Raw genomic sequence first — 18,580 nt, 5'->3', positions numbered from 1 at the left:
TGCACGCCGGCGGCTGGCCCCTGGCGGCCGCGCGCCCGGCTCCTGGAAGCGTTCGAGCGCCCGGGCCGGACCGGCGGAAAATTCAGGGCGCATGAAATGCGGACAAGGCGTCCTGCAGAGGCCATGGGGCGCTATGATGCCTGGCTGATATGACCTCATCCATGGAGACCCGATGCGCGCCGCCTGCCTTGCCCTGTTCTCCACCACCATCCTGATCGGCGGCGCCCGCGCCGACAGCCTCGACGACGCGCTGCTTGCCGAAATGAAGCGGCGCCACGTGCCGGGCCTGAGCGTGCTGGTGCTCAAGGACGGCAAGGTCATCAAGGAAAAAGGCTACGGCCTGGCAAACGTCGAACACCAGGTGCCAGTGACGCCGCGCACCGTGTTCCAGTCCGGCTCGGTCGGCAAGACCTTTACCGCGGCCCTGATCCTGCTGCTCGAGCAGGACGGCAAGCTGAGCCTGGACGATCCGATTTCGCGCCACCTGGCGAACACGCCGCCGGCCTGGGAAAAGATCACGGTGCGCCACCTGCTCACCCACACCTCGGGCCTGGGCGATCCCTACGAAAACCTCGACTTCCGCAAGGACTACAGCGACGAGGAGCTGATCGCCCTGGAAGCGTCCATCCCGATGCGTTTCGCGCCCGGCGAGAAGTGGGCGTACAGCAATATGGGCTACCACCTGCTGGGCTTCATCGCCAACCGCGCCGGCGGCAAGTTCTACGGCGACCAGCTGCGCGAACGCATCTGGGCGCCGCTGGGCATGGGCACGCGCGTCATCACCGAGGCCGACATCGTTCCCCATCGCGCCGCCGGCTACGAGTGGAAGCATGGCGTCCTGAAGAACCAGTCCTGGGTGGCCCCGCGCCTGAACACGACGGCGGACGGCAGCCTCTACCTGACCGCGCGCGACCTGGCGGCCTGGGACCAGGCGCTGTACGGCGACAAGGTCTTGAACGCCAGGCTGCGCCAGGCCAGCTTCACGCCGGCCAGGCTGAACGACGGCAGCGAGGCGCCCTACGGGCTGGGCTGGTACGTCGACACCGTCAAGGGCCGCCGCCACATCCATCACGGTGGCGCCTGGCAAGGCTTCCGTAGCTATCTGTGCCGCTACGTCGACGACAAGCTGACGGTCGTGATCCTGGCGAATTCCGACTCCGCCCGGCCGTCCAAGTTCGCCAGCATGGTGACCAGCCACTACGCGCCGACGCTGATCGAGCCGCCGGCCAGGCCGATCGCCGATCGCGAACCGGCCGTGACCGCCCGCGTGCGCGAGATCGCCGCACGCCTGGGCGCCGGCGAGATGCCGGCCGGGCTGGGCCCCGAGGTCACGGCCAAGTTCACGCCGCAGACGCTGTCCCGCATCGCCGCCTTCATGCAGGAGATTGGCGCGCTGCGCTCGGTCGAACTGCTGGCGCGGGAAGACGAGGAACAGGGCCGGGCCTACCGCTACCGCTTCCACTACGAGGGCGAAACGATGCTGGCCAAGCTGATGATCGGCAAGGACGGCCAGGTCGGCCGCTTCAGCTTCCAGCCCGAGTAAGCCCGGCCCGGCTTTACAAGCGGCGGCCGATCGCCGATGATCGGCCATCGCTCATCCACGCCGCCGCCATGCTTCCGAACCGCAGCACCATCGCCGCCCTGCTCGCCTGGCTTCTCTTCTGGCTCCTGATGGTGCTGGTCGCTGTCGAGGACTTCCGGCGCGACGGCGGCCAGGCCATCTGGCAGCCGGTACTGTGGGAGACTTCCTCGGCCCTGGTAGCGACTTCCCTCCTGCTGGTGCAGCGGCGCTTCACCCGGCGCCACGACGCGCTGATCGCCACGCCCTGGCGCTGGGCCCTGGTGCAAGCGCGTTGGCTGCCGCTGTACTGGATCGCCTTCGTGCCCCTGGTATTCGGTATCCGCCATGCCGTGTACGCGCTGGCGGGCGCCTCCTACGATCACGAACCCTGGGGCGAGGTGTTCGTCTACGAGGCGCTCAAGATCACGGTCTTCGTGTGCCTGTTCACGGCGATCGGCTTCGGCCTGCTGTCCTACCGCCAGCTGCTCGGCGAGCGGGTGCGCGCGCAGCAGGCGCAGGCCCTGCTGCGCGAGGCCCAGCTGGAGCGCCTGGCGCGCCAGATGCAGCCGCACTTCCTGTTCAACGCCCTCAACACGATTTCCTCGCTGATGCACCAGGACGTGGCGCGCGCCGACGCCACCCTGGTGCAGCTGGCCGAGGTGCTGCGCGCCACTCTGGCGCTCGGCGCGCGGCCCCAGGCCAGCCTGGCCGACGAGCTGCGCCTGGCGCGCGGCTACGCGGCCGTGATGGCCGAACGCTTCGAGGGGCGTGTGACGCTGGACTGGGACATTGCCGACGAGGCGCTCGGCGCCGCCTTGCCCGCCGTGAGTGTGCAGCCGCTGCTGGAGAACGTGTTCAAGCACACGGTCGAACGGCGCCGCGGCCTGACGCGGATCGCCGTCAGCGCGGCCTGCCGCGATGGCCTGCTGGTGCTGCGCGTCGAGGATGACGGCGGGCAGCTGGATGCCCAGGGCAGGCCGGGTATCGGGCTGGCCAACCTGCGCGCGCGCCTGGAAGTCCTGCACGGGAACCGGGCGGCGCTGGAGCTGTCGCAGCTGGAGCCCGCCGGGGTGCGGGCGGAAGTGCGGGTGCCATGCGCATCCTGATCGTCGACGACGAGCGCCCGGCGCGCGAGCGGCTGCGCCGCATGCTGGCGCTGGAAGCGGGGATCGAGGCCGTGGAGGAAGCGGCCGACGGGATCGAGGCCTTGCAGCGGATCGGCGAATTCGCGCCGGACGCGCTGCTGCTCGATATCGAGATGCCCGAGCTGTCGGGGATCGACCTGGCCGCCTCGCTGCCGGCGCCGGCGCCGCTGGTGGTGTTCGTGACCGCCTACGACGAGTATGCGCTGCGCGCCTTCGATGCGGAAGCGGTCGACTACCTGCTCAAGCCCTTCGACCAGGCGCGCCTGCACCGGGCGCTCGATCGCCTGCGTGCGCGTCTGGCGGCCGGGGGCGGTTCGACGCTGCCGTCGGCGCCGCCGCGCCAGCTGCTGGTGAGCGAGCGTGGCGGCACGCGCGTGGTGGCGGTGGCCGACATCGAATGGCTGGAAACGGCCGACAATTACGTGGCGCTACATACGGCCAACGGGGCGCCGCTCCTGCGCCAGACCCTGGCCGGCCTGCTCGAACGCCTGGGGCCGGGCTTCGTACGCTGCCACCGGCGTGCGGCGGTGCGCCTGGCCTGCATCGACAGGATCGTGGCGCTCGACAAGGGAGATTGCGAGATCGTGCTGCGCAGCGGTGCAACAGTGCCGTGCAGCCGTCAGTATCGCGCCGGCCTGGTGGGAAAGCTGCAGCCCTAGGCTTGCCGGCGCCGCATCCCGCCGGCTTCCGTCTCGCCCCGGCCCACTCCCGCTTCGCCCCATTCTGCTGGCCCATGCGCACCCGCGGCGGCAAGCTGGCGCCATCGACATTTCGAGAGCGGACCATGCAAACTCACCCTCGCCATCCGGCAGCGCGCCTCTACTTCCTCGACTGGGTGCGCATCCTCGCCTTCTTCGTCCTGATCGCCTACCACATCGGCATGTACTACGTGACCTGGGACTGGCACGTGAAAAGCCCCTACGCTTCCGACGCGCCCGAACCCTTCATGATGCTGTCCTCCCCCTGGCGCCTGACCCTGCTGTTCTTCGTGGCCGGCGCCGCTTCCCGCTTCCTGGCCGAACGACTCGGCACGCCCTCCTTCCTGCGCCAGCGCAGCCTGCGCCTGCTGGTGCCGCTGCTGTTCGGCATGGCCGTGATCGTGCCGCCCCAGCCCTATTTCGAAGTCGTCGAAAAGCTCGGCTACGGCGACGGCTTCGGCGCCTTCATGCGGCTCTACTACAGCGCCTATGGCGGCTTCTGCCGCGAAGACTGTCTCGATCTGCCTACCTGGAACCACCTGTGGTTCGTCGCCTACCTCTGGGTCTACACGATGCTGCTGGGCCTGCTTGCCGCGCTGCTTCCCGGCACGGCCATCGAGGCCCTGTCCGCCCGCATCGGGCGCCTGCTCACCGGCTGGAAATTGCTGCTGCTGCCCGCCGCCGTGCTGGGTCTGGTGCGCAACCTGCTGGTACAGCGTTTTCCCTCGACCCATGGCCTGGTCGACGACTGGTACAACCATGCCGCCTATTTCCTGCCCTTCCTGCTCGGCGCCCTGATGGCGCGCAGCCCGCGCTTCTGGGAGCAGATGACGGCACAGCGCTGGCCGGCGCTGCTGCTGGCCCTCGCCGGCTGGGCCAGCGTCGTACTGTGGAACGCCACGCCGGACGACGCACCCGGCGCCGCCTTCCTGATGCAGTGCGTGCCGCTCATCCGCTGCGTCTACACCTTGTGCGCCTGGTGCGCGATCGTGGCGGCCTGCGGCTTCGCGCGCCGCCACCTCGACGCCGACGGCCCGGCGCGGCGCTACCTCACCGAAGCGGTGTTCCCGGTCTACATCGCCCACCAGACCCTGATCGTGGTCATGGCGCACGCTTTCAAGCCGCTGCGCCTGCCGCCGGGGCTGGAAGCGCTGCTGCTGGCCGTGCTCACCATCGCCGGCTGCTTCGTCCTGTTCGAGGCCGTGCGGCGCGTGCGCCTGCTGCGCCCGTTCTTCGGCCTGGCGCCGCTGCCAGTGCAAGCGGGCGGGCGCAGCAAACAGGCCGAAGCAGAAGCAAAGGCGGCCTAATGGGCCGTGCTGCCGGTCGGACGCCCTTCCTTGCCGGCCTGCGCCTGGGCGGCTTGCTGGGTAGCCGGGGCCCCGCCCCTGCCCTCCGCCATGCGCTGGGCCTCGCCATTGGGACGGACAAAAGGATCGGCCATGCCGCGCAGCGCTTCCTGCTGCGAGCGTATGCCGCGCTCGGTTTCCTCGGCGGTGCTGCGCGCCACTTCATCGACCAGGGTGCGCGCGGTGCGCGTGGTGTTCTGCACATGCTGCTCGGTCACGCGCGCCAGCTCGACCTGGGCCTCCGCCGCCAGGCGCGCGATGTGCTGCTGGTAGGCGCGCAGTTTCTCCGAGGTCGGCTGGGCGCGCGACGCGGCGGCGCTGATCATCTCGGTCTGGCGGTCGGCGCTCAGCACCTGCTGGCTGGCCAGGGTGGTTTCTTCCAGCAGGGTCTGGGCCAGCTGGATGTTCAGGTTGCACATGTGCTGGAAGGAACGGAACAGGGACTTCGACATCTCGTTTACGAACGCAGCCTGCGCGTCCATGTGGCTGCGCACAGCCGGCGTCACGGATTGGGGAAATGGGTACATGCGGTTCCTCACTGAATGGATGATTGGACGGCGTGCCGTGGCGCGTCCATGGGCCCACGCTGCGGCACGAGCCTAGTAGGCTAGCGCCGCGACCCGCGCGGCGCTTGATGTGCGCCAAACGTGTCCAAGGTCCCGCTACGGCCCGCTCAGCGCGGCGCGTCCGGCGCCGCAGGGGACAGCGGCGCGCCGCAGTCCTTGCAGAACCTGGCGGTGGCTTCGTGCCCGACGCTGCCGCAGGCGCCGCAGCTGCGGCGCGGACGCGGACGCGGGCGCTCGGCCCCGCCGCGGCGGTCGTTGCGGCGCGCCGTCATCTCGGCCGTCACGATGCCGGTCGGCACCGCCAGGATGCCCCAGCCCAGCAGCATCATGAACGAAGCGATGCCGCGTCCCAGTGTGGTCTGGGGGGCGATGTCGCCATAGCCGACGGTCGTCATGGTGACCGTGGCCCAGTACATTGCCAGCGGGATGCTGGTGAAACCGTTCTCCGGCCCCTCGACCACGTACATCACGGTGCCGAGGATCAGGATCAGCATCAGCACCACCGACAGGAACACCAGGATCTTGCGCCGGCTCGCGGCCAGGGCCTCGCCCAGGCGCGTGTATTCCTCGATGTAGAGGGTGAGCTTGAAGATGCGGAACACGCGCAGCAGGCGCAGGATGCGGATGTCGATCAGGAGTTCGCTGCCCGGCACCAGCAGCGAGAAATAGGTCGGCAGGACCGACACCAGGTCGATCGCGCCGTAGAAGCTGGTGGCGTAGCGCAAGGGGCGCTCGACACAGGCCAGGCGCGCCACGTATTCCAGCGTGAACAGCAAGGTGAAGGCCCATTCCAGCGCCGCCATCGGCCCCGGATAGCGTCCGCCGATCGAGGGCACGCTGTCGAGCACCACGACCAGGATGCTGAGCAGGATGGCGAACACCAGGATGATGTCGAAGCGGCGCCCCGCCGGCGTGTCAATCCCGAAGATGACGTCGAACATGGTCCGGCGCCAGCCGCCCGCAGGGCGGCCCAGCACATCGGGCAGTTCTTGCGGCGTGGGCGTCGCCAGCGGGCTCATCGGCTTGGCGGCCCCTTGAGCTCGACCGTGTTGCCCTCCGGATCCTGGAGGTAGATCGAGGGGCCCTCGCCTTCGGCGCCGTAGCGCGACTCCACCGGCCCCGCGGCCACGTCGTGGGCCGCCAGGTGGGCGCGGATCGCCGCTTCGTCGAAAGGCTCGACGCGCAGGCACAGGTGGTCCAGGTTGCGGCCCTCGCGGCCGGGCGCGGCCCCGCCCGCGCGGCCCAGCTTGCCGTCGACCGGCACCAGGTCGATCAGGGCACTGCCGGCGCGCAGCTGGACCAGGCCGATTTCATCCTGGCGGCGCTCGACCGGACAGCCCAGCACCTGGCCGTAGAAGCCCACCATGCGCTCCAGGTCGGTCACCCGCAGCACCAGGTGGTCGAGCCCGCGAACCGGAATGGCATGAGGCGCGTCAGGATGCATGGCGGTCCACCCAGGCGGCGAAGTTGTCGATATAGGTCTGCAGGAAAGCGCGGGTCGAGTCGTCGCTCAGGCGCGCGCCGTCGAACTTGCCCGCGATGCTGCCCAGGTAGGCTTCCGCCGGCATGGTCGGCATCTGCAGGAAAGGCAGGGTCTGGCGCAGGTGGTGGTTGGCGCCGAAGCCGCCGATCGCGCCCGGCGACACGCTCACGATGGCGCAGGGCTTGCCGGTCCAGGCGGCCTTGCCGTAGGGACGCGAGCCGACGTCGATGGCGTTCTTCAGCGCGCCGGGAATGGAGCGGTTGTACTCGGGGGTGCAGAACAGGACGCCGTCGGCCTGGCGGATGCGCTCGCGGAAGGCGGTGAACGCGGCCGGCGGCGTGGCGGTGTCGTCGTCCTCGTTATACAGCGGCAGATCGCGGAGCTCGACGATCTCCATCCGCAGGGATGGCGGGGCCAGTTCGATCAGGGTCTGGGCCACCTTGCGGGTGAACGATTCCTTGCGCAGGCTGCCGACGACGACGGCGATGTTCCGAGTTGCCATGATGCTCCTTTCCGGTTGAGTGCGGTGATGGAGTCCAGATGGTAACCATTTTTGCCTAGAGGCGCAGGCGGCGGTATTGCTCGAGGAAGACGGCGGCCTGGCGCTTGCCCAGCACCCGCACCGGATCGCCGTGCCAGGCATACAGGAAAGGCTCGCCGCCCTGGCGGTCGGTCAGCTTGGCCGAGACCAGGAAGCGCGTGCCGGCCGGATACCGCTCGGGATCGCAGAGCGCGCGCGAGCACTGCACGCGCAGGCTGGTCGCGTAGGCCTGGCCGGGCATGGGGCGGATGCGCAGGCGGCCGCTATGCGCGTCAAACACCGACTCGACCGCCACGTCGCGGTAGGCCCAGGCCTCGCGCGCCATGCTCAGCCTTTCGCCGGGATACGGCCATCCGGAGCCAGGCCGGCCGCCGGCTGGGGCGCCGCCTCGCGGATCGGCAGGTTGACCAGGGCGGCGGCCAGGGCCAGCAGGATGTCGGCGTACCACATCCAGGTGTAGTCGCCGCTGTGCACGAAGGACAGGCCGCCCAGCCAGGCGCCGAAGAAGCCGCCGATCTGGTGCGACAGCAGGGTCAGGCCGAACAGGGTGGCCAGGTAGCGCATGCCGAACAGCTTGCCCACCAGCCCGGCGGTCGGCGGCACGGTGGCGAGCCAGGTGAAGCCCAGCGCCGCGGCCATGATGTAGAAGGTCCAGGCGGTCTTCGGCGCCAGCAGATAGGCGATGATGATCAGCGCGCGGCCGCCGTAGATCAGGGCCAGCAGGTTCTTCATGCGGTAGCGCGCCGACAGCGCGCCGGCCAGCAGGCTGCCGAGGATGTTGAACAGGCCGATCAGGGCCAGCGCGGTGGCCGAGACCCCGGCCGGCAGGCCGCACAGGGCCACCTCGCCCGGCAGGTGGGTGACCAGGAAGGCGATGTGGAAGCCGCAGGTGAAGAAGCCCGCGTGCAGGCACAGGTAGCTGCGGTCGCGCATGGCCTGGCGCAGCTGTTCGGTCAGGGTGATCGATGCCGGCAAGGGGATCGCGCTGCCGCTCACGGGAGCAGCGGCTGCGGCCGGCTTGCGGCGCAGCGGCCAGGACAGCGGAATCGTCAGCAAGGTAGCGGCGGCCATGGTGAACATGGCCCAGACCCAGCCGGCGCCCGCGATGATGGCCTGCATCAGCGGCGCGAACACGAACTGGCCGAAGGAACCGCCGGCATTGATGAAGCCGGAGGCGAAGGCGCGGCGCGAGGCCGGCAGGCGCTGGGCGGTGGCGCCGATCAGGATCGAGAAGCTGCCTGCGCCCGCTCCCGCCGCCGAGAGCACGCCCATCGAGAAGATCAGGCCCCACTCGCTGCTCATGAAGGGCGTGGCGGCGGTGCCGGCGGCCAGCATCAGGCCGCCGAGCACGAGGACCCGGCCCGGTCCGTACTTGTCGGCCACCGCGCCGAAGATGGGCTGCGAGGCGCCCCACAGCAGCTGGGCGACGGCCATCGCGAAGCTGATGCTGGCGATGCCCAGGTCGGTGGCGCTATTGATCGGAGACAGGAACAGCCCGGTGGTCAGGCGCGCGCCCATGGTGATCATGAGGATGGCGCTGGCGGCCAGGATCAGCGCCCAGGCGGCGCGTGGGGTCATCTCGGCTTGGGTGGGGGTGCTCATGCTTGTCTCCTTGGCGCGGAACGCGGGGCGGGCGTTCGCCACCCGGGCTGTCCGCCCGGTCTGGCGCGCCCACCGACGCGTGGGGGAAGACAATTATAGTGCAGTTACACCCAATTGTCTGGCGAGCATTATTCCGCCCGGATCAGGAGTGCGACCGCTTCCGCCGCCATGCCCTCTTCGCGGCCGAGGAAGCCCAGCTTTTCGTTGGTCTTGGCCTTGATGTTGACCTGCTGCGGCGACACGCCAACGTCCTCGGCGATGCGCGACACCATCTGCGGAATATGCGGCGCCATCTTGGGCGCCTGGGCGATGATGGTCGCGTCGATGTTGCCGATGGTGTAGCCGGCGTTCAGCACGCGGTGCGCCACCTCGCGCAGCAGGGTGCGCGAATCGGCGCCCGCGAACATCGGATCGGTGTCCGGGAAGTGCTTGCCGATGTCGCCCAGCGCGGCCGCGCCCAGCATCGCGTCGATGATGGCGTGCAGCAGCACGTCGGCGTCCGAATGGCCGAGCAGGCCCAGGCGGTGGGGAATCGTCACGCCGCCGACGATGAGCTTGCGCCCCTCGACCAGTGCGTGGCAGTCGTAACCCGTTCCGATGCGGAACGGCGGAGTGGGATTGTAGGATGCGAGTGTCATATCGTTGTCAGTTCTTCTCAATCGGTTGGGACGCGGCCAGGTACATCTCGGCGATCCGGATATCGGCCGGCAGCGTCACCTTCAGGTTGCACGGATGCCCTTCCACCAACTTGGGGGCCAGTCCGAGCGCTTCAACCGCACTGGCGTCATCGGTAATCGCATTCGGGTCGGTGGCCGCCTCGAGCGCGCGCAGCAGCAGGCGGTGGCGGAACATCTGCGGGGTCTGGGCCAGCCACAGGCTGTCGCGCGGCACGGTCGTCACCTCGTCCGCCACGCTGCGCTTGACGGTGTCGACCACCGACAAGGCCAGCAGGCCGCCGACCGGATGCGCGCCGGTCTCCCCGATCAGGCGCGCGATCAGTTCGGCGTTCAGCCCTGGCCGCGCGGCGTCGTGCACCAGCACCCAGTCGTGTTCGGTCAGCGTCGTGCTCAGCTGGTGCAGGCCGTTGCGGATCGATTCCATGCGGGTGGCGCCGCCGCAGCGCAATACGGTAACGCCCTGCTCCGGCAGGATGGCGTCGATGTAGGCGTCGCCGGGGCTGACCACCACATAGGTGTGGGCGACCAGGGGGCTGGACAGGAAGGCCTCGATCGTGTGGCGCAGCATGGGCTTGCCGTTGATCGGCAGGTATTGCTTGGGGCAGCCCGCGGCCATGCGCGCGCCGACTCCGGCCGCCGGAATCAATGCCACGTATTTCGGAATTGCTGTGTTTGTCATTACGTCTTGCTTCGTCTTGCCTCTTTAATCAGAGACTGTACCTCACCTGCGCAAACCTTGCCGAGGCGGGCGTATTCCTGCGGCGAATCGATGGCCGCCTGCAGGGTCTCGACGCGCGCCATCTCGCTTTTAATATAGGACATCCAGCCGGTATCGAGCTCACGCTGGAGCAGAGTCTGCGCCTGGCCGAGCCGCGCGTACAGGGGCTTGGATTGGAAGCGTTGCGCCAGCGCCGCACGCACCCTGGCCTCGGCCTTGGGCAGGTAGTCGAGGTAGGTGTTGAGATGACGCATCTCGTGGGCCAGCACCTCCTGGTAGGCGCAGGAGCCCGCCGGAAACTCGCGGCCCACGTAGACGACGATGGGCAGGTAGGACAGCAGCACCTCGACGCGCGGAGCGATGCATTCGTAGCCGGTGGCCGGGTCGCTCAGCATCTTGCCCTCGACCTTGATGCTGACCCGCGACTCGGTGTGGGTCAGGCCGAGGACATAGGCGTTCCTGCGCGCGCTGCCCTTCATGCGCGTCAGGTCGTGGTAGGAACGGGAATGGTCGAGCCGGTAGCCCTGCTGGCGGCTGGCCAGGACCGACACCGTGCTGCCCAGCGTGTCTTCGCAGCGCGCCTGCAACTCGGTGCGCGCCTGCGCCGCTGCGTGCGGTATCCAGCACGACAGCAAGAGCGCAGGCAGCAGCCTCATCGCATCAGGCGGGCGTCCAGCTGCCCGAGAGGATCTTTTCCAGCCAGAAGGCGCCGATGATGGTCTTGACGTCGGTGATCTCGCCGCGCTGGACCATGCCCAGCAGTTCGGGAACGGTGACCGCGAAGGTCTCGAGGAATTCGCCGTCGTCCAGCTTCTGCTCGCCGGCGGTGAGTTCTTCCGCCAGGAACAGCTCCAGGTGCTCGTCCGAATAGGCGATGGCGTTGTGGATGGTGCATACGAAACGCCATTTGGCCGCGGTATAGCCGGTCTCTTCTTCCAGCTCGCGCTTGGCGCAGTCCAGGTGGTCTTCGCCCGGGTCGATCTTCCCGGCCGGGAACTCGATGAAGACCTGGGCGTTCGGATAGCGGAACTGGCGCTCCAGCAGCACGCGGCCGTCGGGCAGCAGCGGCAGGATCACCACGGCGCCGGGGTGGCGGATGAATTCGCGGTGGCTGGTCGAGCCGTCGGGGAGACGGATGCGGTCGCGTTCGACCTTGAGGAAGGGACCATCGTAGACGACGCCGCCGTCGAGGCGGGTTTCTTTCAATTCCACGGACATGCAGACTCCAGTTGGGGGAACAGGGACCTTCGGCCGCGCATCCCCCAACGGGAAATCAGGAACGCCGCTTGCGCAGGTACCGAATCACGAAACCGGGAAACGCCAGCACGAGGAACAGGCAGGCGGTGACCGCATAGAACTCCCAGTTCTGGGCGAACGCGCCGCCGATCCGGGATTCCAGCAGCCGGGCTACCGCGCCGACAAGGAAGTATAAAACAATTAACTCGAGGAGGCGCACATGGAAGCGCTTGACACGCGCTTCGCCACCGGGCGTGGGTCCCTCGCCGGGAGGCAGGGGAATGAAACCGAACACGCGCTCGGTGAGGAAAGGCAGGTTGGCGGCCGCCACGGACAGGGCGACCACCAGCCAGACTGCCAGTGAAACGTCCACCAGCTTATTTTGCGAGGGTCGCCTGCATGGTGGTGTAGCACACCGCCAGCAGCCAGCCCGGAACGATACCCAGCACCACGACGGCGATGCCGTTGAGCGACATCACGGCGCGCATGTCGGCCGGGGTGTGGATCGCGTTGGTGTCCACCGCGTCGTCGAACCAGATGGTCTTGACGATGCGCAGGTAGTAGTAGGCGCCGATCAGCGAGAACATCACCGCCACGACGGCCAGCCACACCATACCGGCGTTGGCGACGGCTTGCAGCACGGCCCACTTGGCCATGAAGCCCACCATCGGCGGCACGCCTGCCAGCGAGAACATCATGATGGTCATGACGATCGCGAACCACGGGCTGCGCTTGCCCAGGCCCTTGAAGTCGACGATGTGCTCGGCTTCGTGGCCGGCGCGCGCCAGCATCATGATCAGGCCGAAGCTGCCGACCGTGGTCAGCACGTAGGTGATGGCGTAGTACATCGCGGCGCTGTAGGCGCCGGCGGCGTTCTCGGTATTGCCGTCGACCACGCCCACCACCATGGCGAGCAGGACGAAGCCCATCTGCGCGATGGTCGAGTAAGCCAGCATGCGCTTGATGTTGGTCTGCGCGATCGCGGTGATGTTACCGAAGGCCAGCGACAGCACGGCCAGGACCATCAGCATCTGCTGCCAGTCGAAGGCGACCGACGGCAGTGCTTCCACCAGCACGCGGATCACCATGGCGAAGGTCGCCAGCTTCGGTGCGCCGCCCAGCAGCAGGGTCACGGCGGTCGGCGAGCCCTGGTAGACGTCCGGCACCCACATGTGGAAAGGCACCACGCCCAGCTTGAAGGCCAGGCCGGCCACCAGGAACACCAGGCCGAACACCAGGATGGTGCGGTTGCCCGCTTCGGCGTCGGCAGTCACCTGGCCGATGGTGGTGATGTCCAGCGAACCGGTGGCGCCATAGATCATCGAGATGCCGTACAGCAGGAAGCCCGAGGCCAGCGCGCCCAGGATGAAGTACTTCATCGCGGCTTCGGTCGAGACGGCGTGGTCGCGGCGCAGGGCCACGAGGGCGTACAGCGACAGCGACATCAGTTCCAGGCCCAGGTAGAGCGACAGCATGCTGTTACCCGAGATCATGATCATCTGGCCCAGCATCGAGAACAGCGCGAGCACATAGAACTCGCCGCCCAGGTTACCCGACATCATGCTGCGGTCGCCCGCGTACTGGCGCGAATACACCAGGGTCATGGCGGTGGCCAGGTAGGTGAACAGCTTGAGCAGGTTCGACATCGGGTCGGCCACGTACATGCCATTGAAGGTGTACACGGTCGCGCCGGTGTTGAAGTCGGCCATGGTCAGCACGCCGCAGCCGGCGATGGTCAGGAGGGTCAGCGCGTAGGTCAGGGTGCGCTTGCCCTCCTTCAGGAACATGTCGATCAGCAGGATCGCGGAAGCCGCGATCAGCAGGAAGATTTCAGCATAGACCGGCGCCAGGTTGACGTCGGTCGCCGCTTGCATAGTCGTAGTCATTTCGTTCATGGCTTAATTAGGGCAGCTTGCTGACTGCAACGTGCTGCAGCAGGTCCGCGACCGAAGTCTGCAGGGTTTCGGCGATCGGCGCCGGGTACAGGCCCATCCACAGGGTGGCGATGGCCAGGACGCCCAGGATGGCGAACTCGCGGCCGTTCAGGTCGGTCAGCTCGGCCACGTGCTTGTGCACGATGGCACCGAACACGACGCGCTTGACCATCCACAGCGAGTAGGCGGCGCCCAGGATCAGGGCGGTGCCAGCCAGCAGGCCGGTCCAGAAGTTGAATTCGACGGCGCCCAGGATGACCATGAATTCGCCGATGAAGCCCGAGGTGGCAGGCAGGCCGGCGTTGGCCATCGAGAACAGCACGGCGAAGGCCGCGAACTTCGGCATGGTGTTGACCACGCCGCCGTAGTCGGCGATTTCACGCGAGTGGACGCGGTCGTAGAGCACGCCGATGCAGAGGAACATCGCGCCCGACACGAAGCCGTGCGAGATCGACTGCATCAGGCCGCCCTGCACGCCCAGGTCGTTGAACATGAAGAAGCCCAGGGTGACGAAGCCCATGTGGGCGATCGACGAGTAAGCGACCAGTTTCTTCATGTCCTTCTGGACCAGGGCCACCAGGCCGATGTAGATCACGGCGATCAGGGACAGCACGATGACGACCGGGGCCAGGTAGTGCGAGGCGTCCGGGGTGATCGGCAGCGAGAAGCGCAGGAAACCGTAGGCGCCCAGCTTCAGCATGATCGCGGCCAGCACCACGGAACCGCCGGTCGGCGCTTCCACGTGGGCGTCCGGCAGCCAGGTGTGCACCGGCCACATCGGGACCTTCACGGCGAAGGCCATGAAGAAGGCGATGAAGATCAGGACCTGCTCCTTCATCGTCAGCGGCAGGCGGTGCCATTCCAGGATGTCGAAGGAACCCGACATGTTGTACAGGTAGACGATCGCGACCAGGGTCAGCAGCGAGCCGAAGAAGGTGTACAGGAAGAACTTGAATGCCGCATACACACGGTTCGGGCCGCCGAACACGCCGATGATGATGTACATCGGGATCAGGGTGGCTTCGAAGAAGAAGTAGAACAGCAGGCCGTCCATGGCGCAGAACACGCCGATCATCAGGCCCGACAGGACCAGGAAGGAACCCATGTACTGGGCCACGCGCTCCTCGATCACCTGCCACGCCGCCAGCACCACGATGATGGTGATGAAGGCGGTCAGCGGCACGAACCACAGCGACAGGCCGTCCACGCCCAGCTTGTAGAACACGTTGAAGCGTTCGATCCAGGATGCGGACTCATAGAACTGCATGCCGTGGGCGGCATTGTCGAAGTTCGCGATCAGCGGCAGGGTCGGCAGGAAGCTGACCACGGCGCCGACCAGCGACAGCATGCGGGTCAGGCCGGCATTCTTGTCGCGGCCGACGGCCAGCACGATCAGGCCGAACAGCACCGGAAGCCAGATCGCGAGGCTCAGGTAAGGTGGAAATGTAGAAATCGTTGACTGCATCATTTTTGTTTTCTCTGCCTCTGATTAACCGCGCCAGAACGGGAAGAAGTACAGCAGGGCCCCCAGCACGCCGGCGATCATCACGAACGCGTAGTGGTAGAGGTAGCCGGTCTGGGCCACACGGGTGATGCCCGAGAACCAGCCCACCAGCTTGGCGCTGCCGTTGACCATCAGGCCGTCGATCAGGCCGCGGTCGCCCACTTTCCACAGGCCGCCGCCCACGGCGCGCGCGCCGCCGGCGAACACGAACTGGTTGAACTTGTCCATGTAGTACTTGTTGTCCAGCAGGGTGTGCAGCGGCTTGAACTTGGCGTAGAACCAGGCCGGCACGCGCGGGTTGACCATGTAGCAGTAGTAAGCCAGTGCCACGCCGGCCAGGGCGAGCCAGAACGGTGCGGTCTGCAGGCCGTGGATCGCCATGGCGGCGGCGCCGTGGAATTCTTCGCGCAGGGCTTCCATCGCGCCGTGGTTCTCGCCGACGAAGATCACATTGTTGAAGAAGTCGCCGTGCAGCATCGGGCCGATCGCGATGTAGCCGATGATGACCGACGGGATCGCCAGCAGGACCAGCGGCAGGGTCACGACCCAAGGCGACTCGTGCGGCTTGTCGCCCGGCTGCAGGCCGTGGTGGTGGTGGTCGTCACCGTGTTCGTCTTCTTCGTGGTGCGCGTCCGAATCGTGGCCTTCGCTATGCGGCTGCGGGTTGTTCCAGCGCGATTCGCCATGGAACACCATGAAGTACATGCGGAAGGAGTAGAAGGCGGTCACGAACACGCCGGCCAGCACCGCGAAGTACGCAAAGCCTGCGCCGGGGATATTGGAAGCGTGCACTGCTTCGATGATCGAGTCCTTCGAGTAGAAACCGGCGAAGAACGGGGTGCCGATCAGGGCCAGCGAGCCGAGCAGCGAGGTGATCCAGGTGATCGGCATGTACTTGCGCAGGCCGCCCATGTTGCGCATGTCCTGGTCGTGGTGCATGCCGATGATGACCGAACCCGCGCCGAGGAACAGCAGCGCCTTGAAGAAGGCGTGGGTCATCAGGTGGAACACGGCCACCGAGTAGGCCGAGGCGCCCAGCGCGACGGTCATGTAGCCCAGCTGCGACAGGGTCGAGTAAGCGACGACGCGCTTGATGTCGTTCTGGATGATGCCCAGGAAGCCCATGAACAGCGCGGTGATGGCGCCGATCACGATCACGAAGGACAGTGCGGTATCCGACAGCTCGAACAGCGGCGACATGCGCGAGACCATGAAGATGCCGGCGGTAACCATGGTCGCGGCGTGGATCAGCGCCGAGATCGGGGTCGGGCCTTCCATCGAGTCCGGCAGCCAGACGTGCAGCGGGAACTGCGCGGATTTACCCATCGCGCCGATGAACAGGCAGATGCAGGCGGCGGTCAGCAGCGGCCAGCCCAGGCCGGGCACGGTCATGCCGGCCAGCTTGTCGGCTTGCGCGAACACTTCGTTGTACTGCATGGTGCCCGAGGCTGCCAGCAGCAGGCCGATGCCCAGGATGAAGCCGAAGTCACCCACGCGGTTGACCAGGAAGGCCTTCATGTTCGCGAAGATCGCGGTCGGGCGGGTATACCAGAAGCCGATCAGGAGGTACGAGACCAGGCCCACCGCTTCCCAGCCGAAGAACAGCTGCAGGAAGTTGTTGGACATGACCAGCATCAGCATCGAGAAGGTGAACAGCGAGATGTACGAGAAGAAGCGGTTGTAGCCTTCGTCCTCGGCCATGTAGCCGATCGTGTAGATGTGGACCATCAGCGACACCGAGGTCACCACGCACATCATCATCGCCGACAGCGTATCGATCTGGAAGCCGACCGCCATCTTGAGGGTGCCGACCGTCATCCAGGTGTAGATGTCGCCGTTGAAGCTGGCGCCGTCGAGCACCGCCATCAGGGTCTGGACCGAGATGATCAGCGCGATCAGCACGCCCAGGATGGTCGCGGTATGCGACACCTTGCGGCCGACGACATTGCCAAAGAACTTGGTGCCGAGCAGGCCGGCGATCGCCGAGCCTGCGAGCGGCGCCAGGGGCACCGCCAGTAAAAGATTAGGGTTGAGAATTTGCCCCGCCATGTTGAACCTTATTCGTTATTGTTTACCAAGCCGACATCAGCCCTTCAGGCTGTCGAGGTCTTCCACGTTGATCGTGTCCAGGTTACGGAACAGGACCACCAGGATCGCCAGGCCGATTGCCGATTCGGCGGCCGCGACGGTCAGGATGAAGAACACGAAGATCTGCCCCGCCGCGTCGCCCAGGTAGTGCGAGAACGCGACGAAGTTCAGGTTCACCGCCAGCAGCATCAGTTCGATGGCCATCAGCAGGATGATGATGTTCTTCCGGTTCAGGAAGATGCCGATCACCGAGATCGCGAACAGGATCGCGCCCAGGACCAGGTAGTGTGCGAGCGACAAAGTCATTGTGCCTCCTTCGGTGCGGCGGCGGCAGCGGCTGCGGCTGCTTTTTCAGCATTGGCAGCATCGATGGCGCGCTGGTTGACCGCTTCCACCTTGACGATGCGCAGGCGGTCGTTACGCTTGACGCGAACCGCGAGGCCCGGGTCGATTGCTTTGGTGTCCTTGCGCTTGCGCAGGGTCAGGGCGACGGCGGCGATGATCGCCACCAGCAGCACCACGGCGGCGATTTCGAAGCCGTAGATGTACTTGGTGTAGATCAAGAGGCCCAGCTCCTTGGTGCCGCCGATGTTGGCGCCGGCAGCGGCAGCGGACTGCTCGAACTGGCTGAACGAACGGTACAGGACGGCGCCCATTTCGAGCACGATCAGTGCGCCGATGCTGGCCGCCAGCGGCAGGTGGCCCCAGATGCCTTCGCGCATGCGGTCGATATTAATGTCGAGCATCATGACGACGAACAGGAACAGCACCATGACGGCGCCGACATAGACCAGCACCAGCACGATGGCGAGGAACTCGGCCTTCAGCAGCAGCCAGATGCCGGCCGCGTTGAAGAAGGCGAGCACCAGGAACAGCGCGGCGTGGACCGGGTTCTTGGCGGTGATGACGCGCACGCTGGCCACCACCATCACGGCCGCGAACACGTAGAACAAAGCAGTTGTAAATTCCATGACTTTGACAGCCTCTTCTTATCGGTATTTCGCGTCCGCCTGGCGGGCGGCGGCGATGTCGGCTTCGTAGCGGTCGCCGACGGCCAGCAGCATCTCTTTGGTGTAGTAGAGATCGCCGCGCTTTTCGCCGTGGTACTCCAGCACGTGGGTCTCGACGATCGAATCGACCGGGCAGGACTCTTCGCAGAAGCCGCAGAAGATGCACTTGGTCAGGTCGATGTCGTAGCGCGTGGTGCGGCGGGTGCCGTCTTCGCGCTGCGCCGACTCGATCGTGATGGCCATGGCCGGGCAGACCGCCTCGCACAGTTTGCAGGCGATGCAGCGCTCTTCCCCGTTGGGATAGCGGCGCAGCGCGTGCAGGCCGCGGAAGCGGTTCGACATCGGGGTCTTCTCTTCCGGGTACTGGACCGTGATCTTGCGCGACAGCGCATACTTGCCGGTCAGGGCCAGGCCCTTGAAGAGTTCGGACAGCATCAGGCTGCCGAGGATTTCTTTAACTCGATTCATTTG

The 18,580-nt window shown here is 66.7% G+C and carries 21 protein-coding genes; 4 read left to right on the top strand and 17 right to left on the bottom strand.

Annotated elements, in window-relative coordinates:
* The first annotated feature begins 172 nt into the window (after positions 1 to 172).
* The 4 genes from KBW95_RS05390 to KBW95_RS05375 all read left to right on the top strand — a co-directional run bounded on the left by KBW95_RS05390 (position 173) and on the right by KBW95_RS05375 (position 4,711).
* Positions 173 to 1,543: a serine hydrolase gene (locus KBW95_RS05390; protein WP_211527663.1), complete on the top strand. Its 1,371-nt coding sequence runs from the start codon at positions 173 to 175 to the stop codon at positions 1,541 to 1,543.
* Positions 1,544 to 1,611: 68 nt separating this feature from the next.
* Positions 1,612 to 2,667 (top strand): sensor histidine kinase, encoded by a 1,056-nt coding sequence (locus tag KBW95_RS05385; protein WP_211523252.1) that lies wholly within the window; start codon positions 1,612 to 1,614, stop codon positions 2,665 to 2,667.
* Positions 2,655 to 3,365, top strand: coding sequence for a LytTR family DNA-binding domain-containing protein (locus KBW95_RS05380; protein WP_211527662.1), 711 nt, complete (start codon positions 2,655 to 2,657; stop codon positions 3,363 to 3,365). The genes KBW95_RS05385 and KBW95_RS05380 overlap by 13 nt, the downstream gene beginning before the upstream one ends.
* A 125-nt stretch (positions 3,366 to 3,490) precedes the next feature.
* A complete protein-coding gene (locus KBW95_RS05375; protein WP_211527661.1) occupies positions 3,491 to 4,711 on the top strand; it encodes an acyltransferase family protein in 1,221 nt (406 codons plus the stop codon).
* Here the strand turns inward: KBW95_RS05375 and KBW95_RS05370 are convergent.
* The 17 genes from KBW95_RS05370 to nuoI all read right to left on the bottom strand — a co-directional run bounded on the left by KBW95_RS05370 (position 4,708) and on the right by nuoI (position 18,577).
* A complete protein-coding gene (locus KBW95_RS05370) occupies positions 4,708 to 5,277 on the bottom strand; it encodes a phasin family protein (protein ID WP_211523255.1) in 570 nt (189 codons plus the stop codon). The two genes, KBW95_RS05375 and KBW95_RS05370, sit on opposite strands and share 4 nt — an antisense overlap.
* A 146-nt stretch (positions 5,278 to 5,423) precedes the next feature.
* On the bottom strand, positions 5,424 to 6,335 hold the full coding sequence (locus KBW95_RS05365; protein WP_211527660.1) for an ion transporter: 912 nt from the start codon (positions 6,333 to 6,335) through the stop codon (positions 5,424 to 5,426).
* Positions 6,332 to 6,760: a VOC family protein gene (locus tag KBW95_RS05360; protein ID WP_211523257.1), complete on the bottom strand. Its 429-nt coding sequence runs from the start codon at positions 6,758 to 6,760 to the stop codon at positions 6,332 to 6,334. The genes KBW95_RS05365 and KBW95_RS05360 overlap by 4 nt, the downstream gene beginning before the upstream one ends.
* Entirely contained in the window at positions 6,750 to 7,304 is a 555-nt protein-coding gene (locus KBW95_RS05355; protein ID WP_373888760.1) for an NADPH-dependent FMN reductase, read from the bottom strand. The genes KBW95_RS05360 and KBW95_RS05355 overlap by 11 nt, the downstream gene beginning before the upstream one ends.
* A 52-nt stretch (positions 7,305 to 7,356) precedes the next feature.
* Positions 7,357 to 7,665, bottom strand: a complete 309-nt coding sequence (locus KBW95_RS05350; RefSeq protein WP_211523259.1) for a hypothetical protein — start codon at positions 7,663 to 7,665, stop codon at positions 7,357 to 7,359.
* 2 nt (positions 7,666 to 7,667) lie between these two features.
* A complete protein-coding gene (locus KBW95_RS05345; RefSeq protein ID WP_211527658.1) occupies positions 7,668 to 8,942 on the bottom strand; it encodes an MFS transporter in 1,275 nt (424 codons plus the stop codon).
* Positions 8,943 to 9,070: 128 nt separating this feature from the next.
* Positions 9,071 to 9,580 carry a 2-C-methyl-D-erythritol 2,4-cyclodiphosphate synthase gene (gene ispF / locus KBW95_RS05340; RefSeq protein WP_211523261.1) on the bottom strand — a complete coding sequence of 170 codons (510 nt, stop codon included), beginning with the start codon at positions 9,578 to 9,580 and terminating at the stop codon, positions 9,071 to 9,073.
* Positions 9,581 to 9,587: 7 nt separating this feature from the next.
* Positions 9,588 to 10,298 (bottom strand): 2-C-methyl-D-erythritol 4-phosphate cytidylyltransferase, encoded by a 711-nt coding sequence (gene ispD, locus KBW95_RS05335; RefSeq protein WP_211527657.1) that lies wholly within the window; start codon positions 10,296 to 10,298, stop codon positions 9,588 to 9,590.
* Positions 10,298 to 10,993, bottom strand: coding sequence for a hypothetical protein (locus KBW95_RS05330; protein ID WP_211523263.1), 696 nt, complete (start codon positions 10,991 to 10,993; stop codon positions 10,298 to 10,300). Before KBW95_RS05330 ends, ispD begins: the two co-directional genes overlap by 1 nt.
* A 4-nt stretch (positions 10,994 to 10,997) precedes the next feature.
* Entirely contained in the window at positions 10,998 to 11,555 is a 558-nt protein-coding gene (locus KBW95_RS05325; protein WP_211523264.1) for an NUDIX domain-containing protein, read from the bottom strand.
* A gap of 55 nt (positions 11,556 to 11,610) precedes the next feature.
* Positions 11,611 to 11,946 carry a DUF2818 family protein gene (locus tag KBW95_RS05320; RefSeq protein ID WP_211523265.1) on the bottom strand — a complete coding sequence of 112 codons (336 nt, stop codon included), beginning with the start codon at positions 11,944 to 11,946 and terminating at the stop codon, positions 11,611 to 11,613.
* A 4-nt stretch (positions 11,947 to 11,950) separates the two neighbouring features.
* Positions 11,951 to 13,459 (bottom strand): NADH-quinone oxidoreductase subunit NuoN, encoded by a 1,509-nt coding sequence (gene nuoN, locus KBW95_RS05315; protein WP_211523266.1) that lies wholly within the window; start codon positions 13,457 to 13,459, stop codon positions 11,951 to 11,953.
* 16 nt (positions 13,460 to 13,475) lie between these two features.
* Complete coding sequence (locus tag KBW95_RS05310) at positions 13,476 to 14,975, bottom strand: NADH-quinone oxidoreductase subunit M (protein WP_211523267.1); 1,500 nt, start codon at positions 14,973 to 14,975, stop codon at positions 13,476 to 13,478.
* A 21-nt stretch (positions 14,976 to 14,996) separates the two neighbouring features.
* Positions 14,997 to 17,060 (bottom strand): NADH-quinone oxidoreductase subunit L, encoded by a 2,064-nt coding sequence (gene nuoL / locus KBW95_RS05305; RefSeq protein WP_211523268.1) that lies wholly within the window; start codon positions 17,058 to 17,060, stop codon positions 14,997 to 14,999.
* Between the two features lie 36 nt (positions 17,061 to 17,096).
* The gene (nuoK, locus tag KBW95_RS05300; RefSeq protein WP_211520215.1) at positions 17,097 to 17,405 is read right to left on the bottom strand and encodes an NADH-quinone oxidoreductase subunit NuoK; all 309 of its coding nucleotides are present in this window, start codon (positions 17,403 to 17,405) and stop codon (positions 17,097 to 17,099) included.
* Entirely contained in the window at positions 17,402 to 18,070 is a 669-nt protein-coding gene (locus KBW95_RS05295; protein ID WP_211523269.1) for an NADH-quinone oxidoreductase subunit J, read from the bottom strand. Before KBW95_RS05295 ends, nuoK begins: the two co-directional genes overlap by 4 nt.
* 18 nt (positions 18,071 to 18,088) lie before the next feature.
* Positions 18,089 to 18,577 (bottom strand): NADH-quinone oxidoreductase subunit NuoI, encoded by a 489-nt coding sequence (nuoI, locus tag KBW95_RS05290; protein WP_211523270.1) that lies wholly within the window; start codon positions 18,575 to 18,577, stop codon positions 18,089 to 18,091.
* Positions 18,578 to 18,580 lie beyond the last annotated feature (3 nt).

This window comes from Massilia sp. ZL223, assembly GCF_018119395.1.
Lineage (GTDB): Bacteria > Pseudomonadota > Gammaproteobacteria > Burkholderiales > Burkholderiaceae_D > Telluria.
The sequence above is the reverse complement of the archived record's forward strand: the minus strand, read 5'-3'. Positions and strand labels throughout refer to the sequence as shown.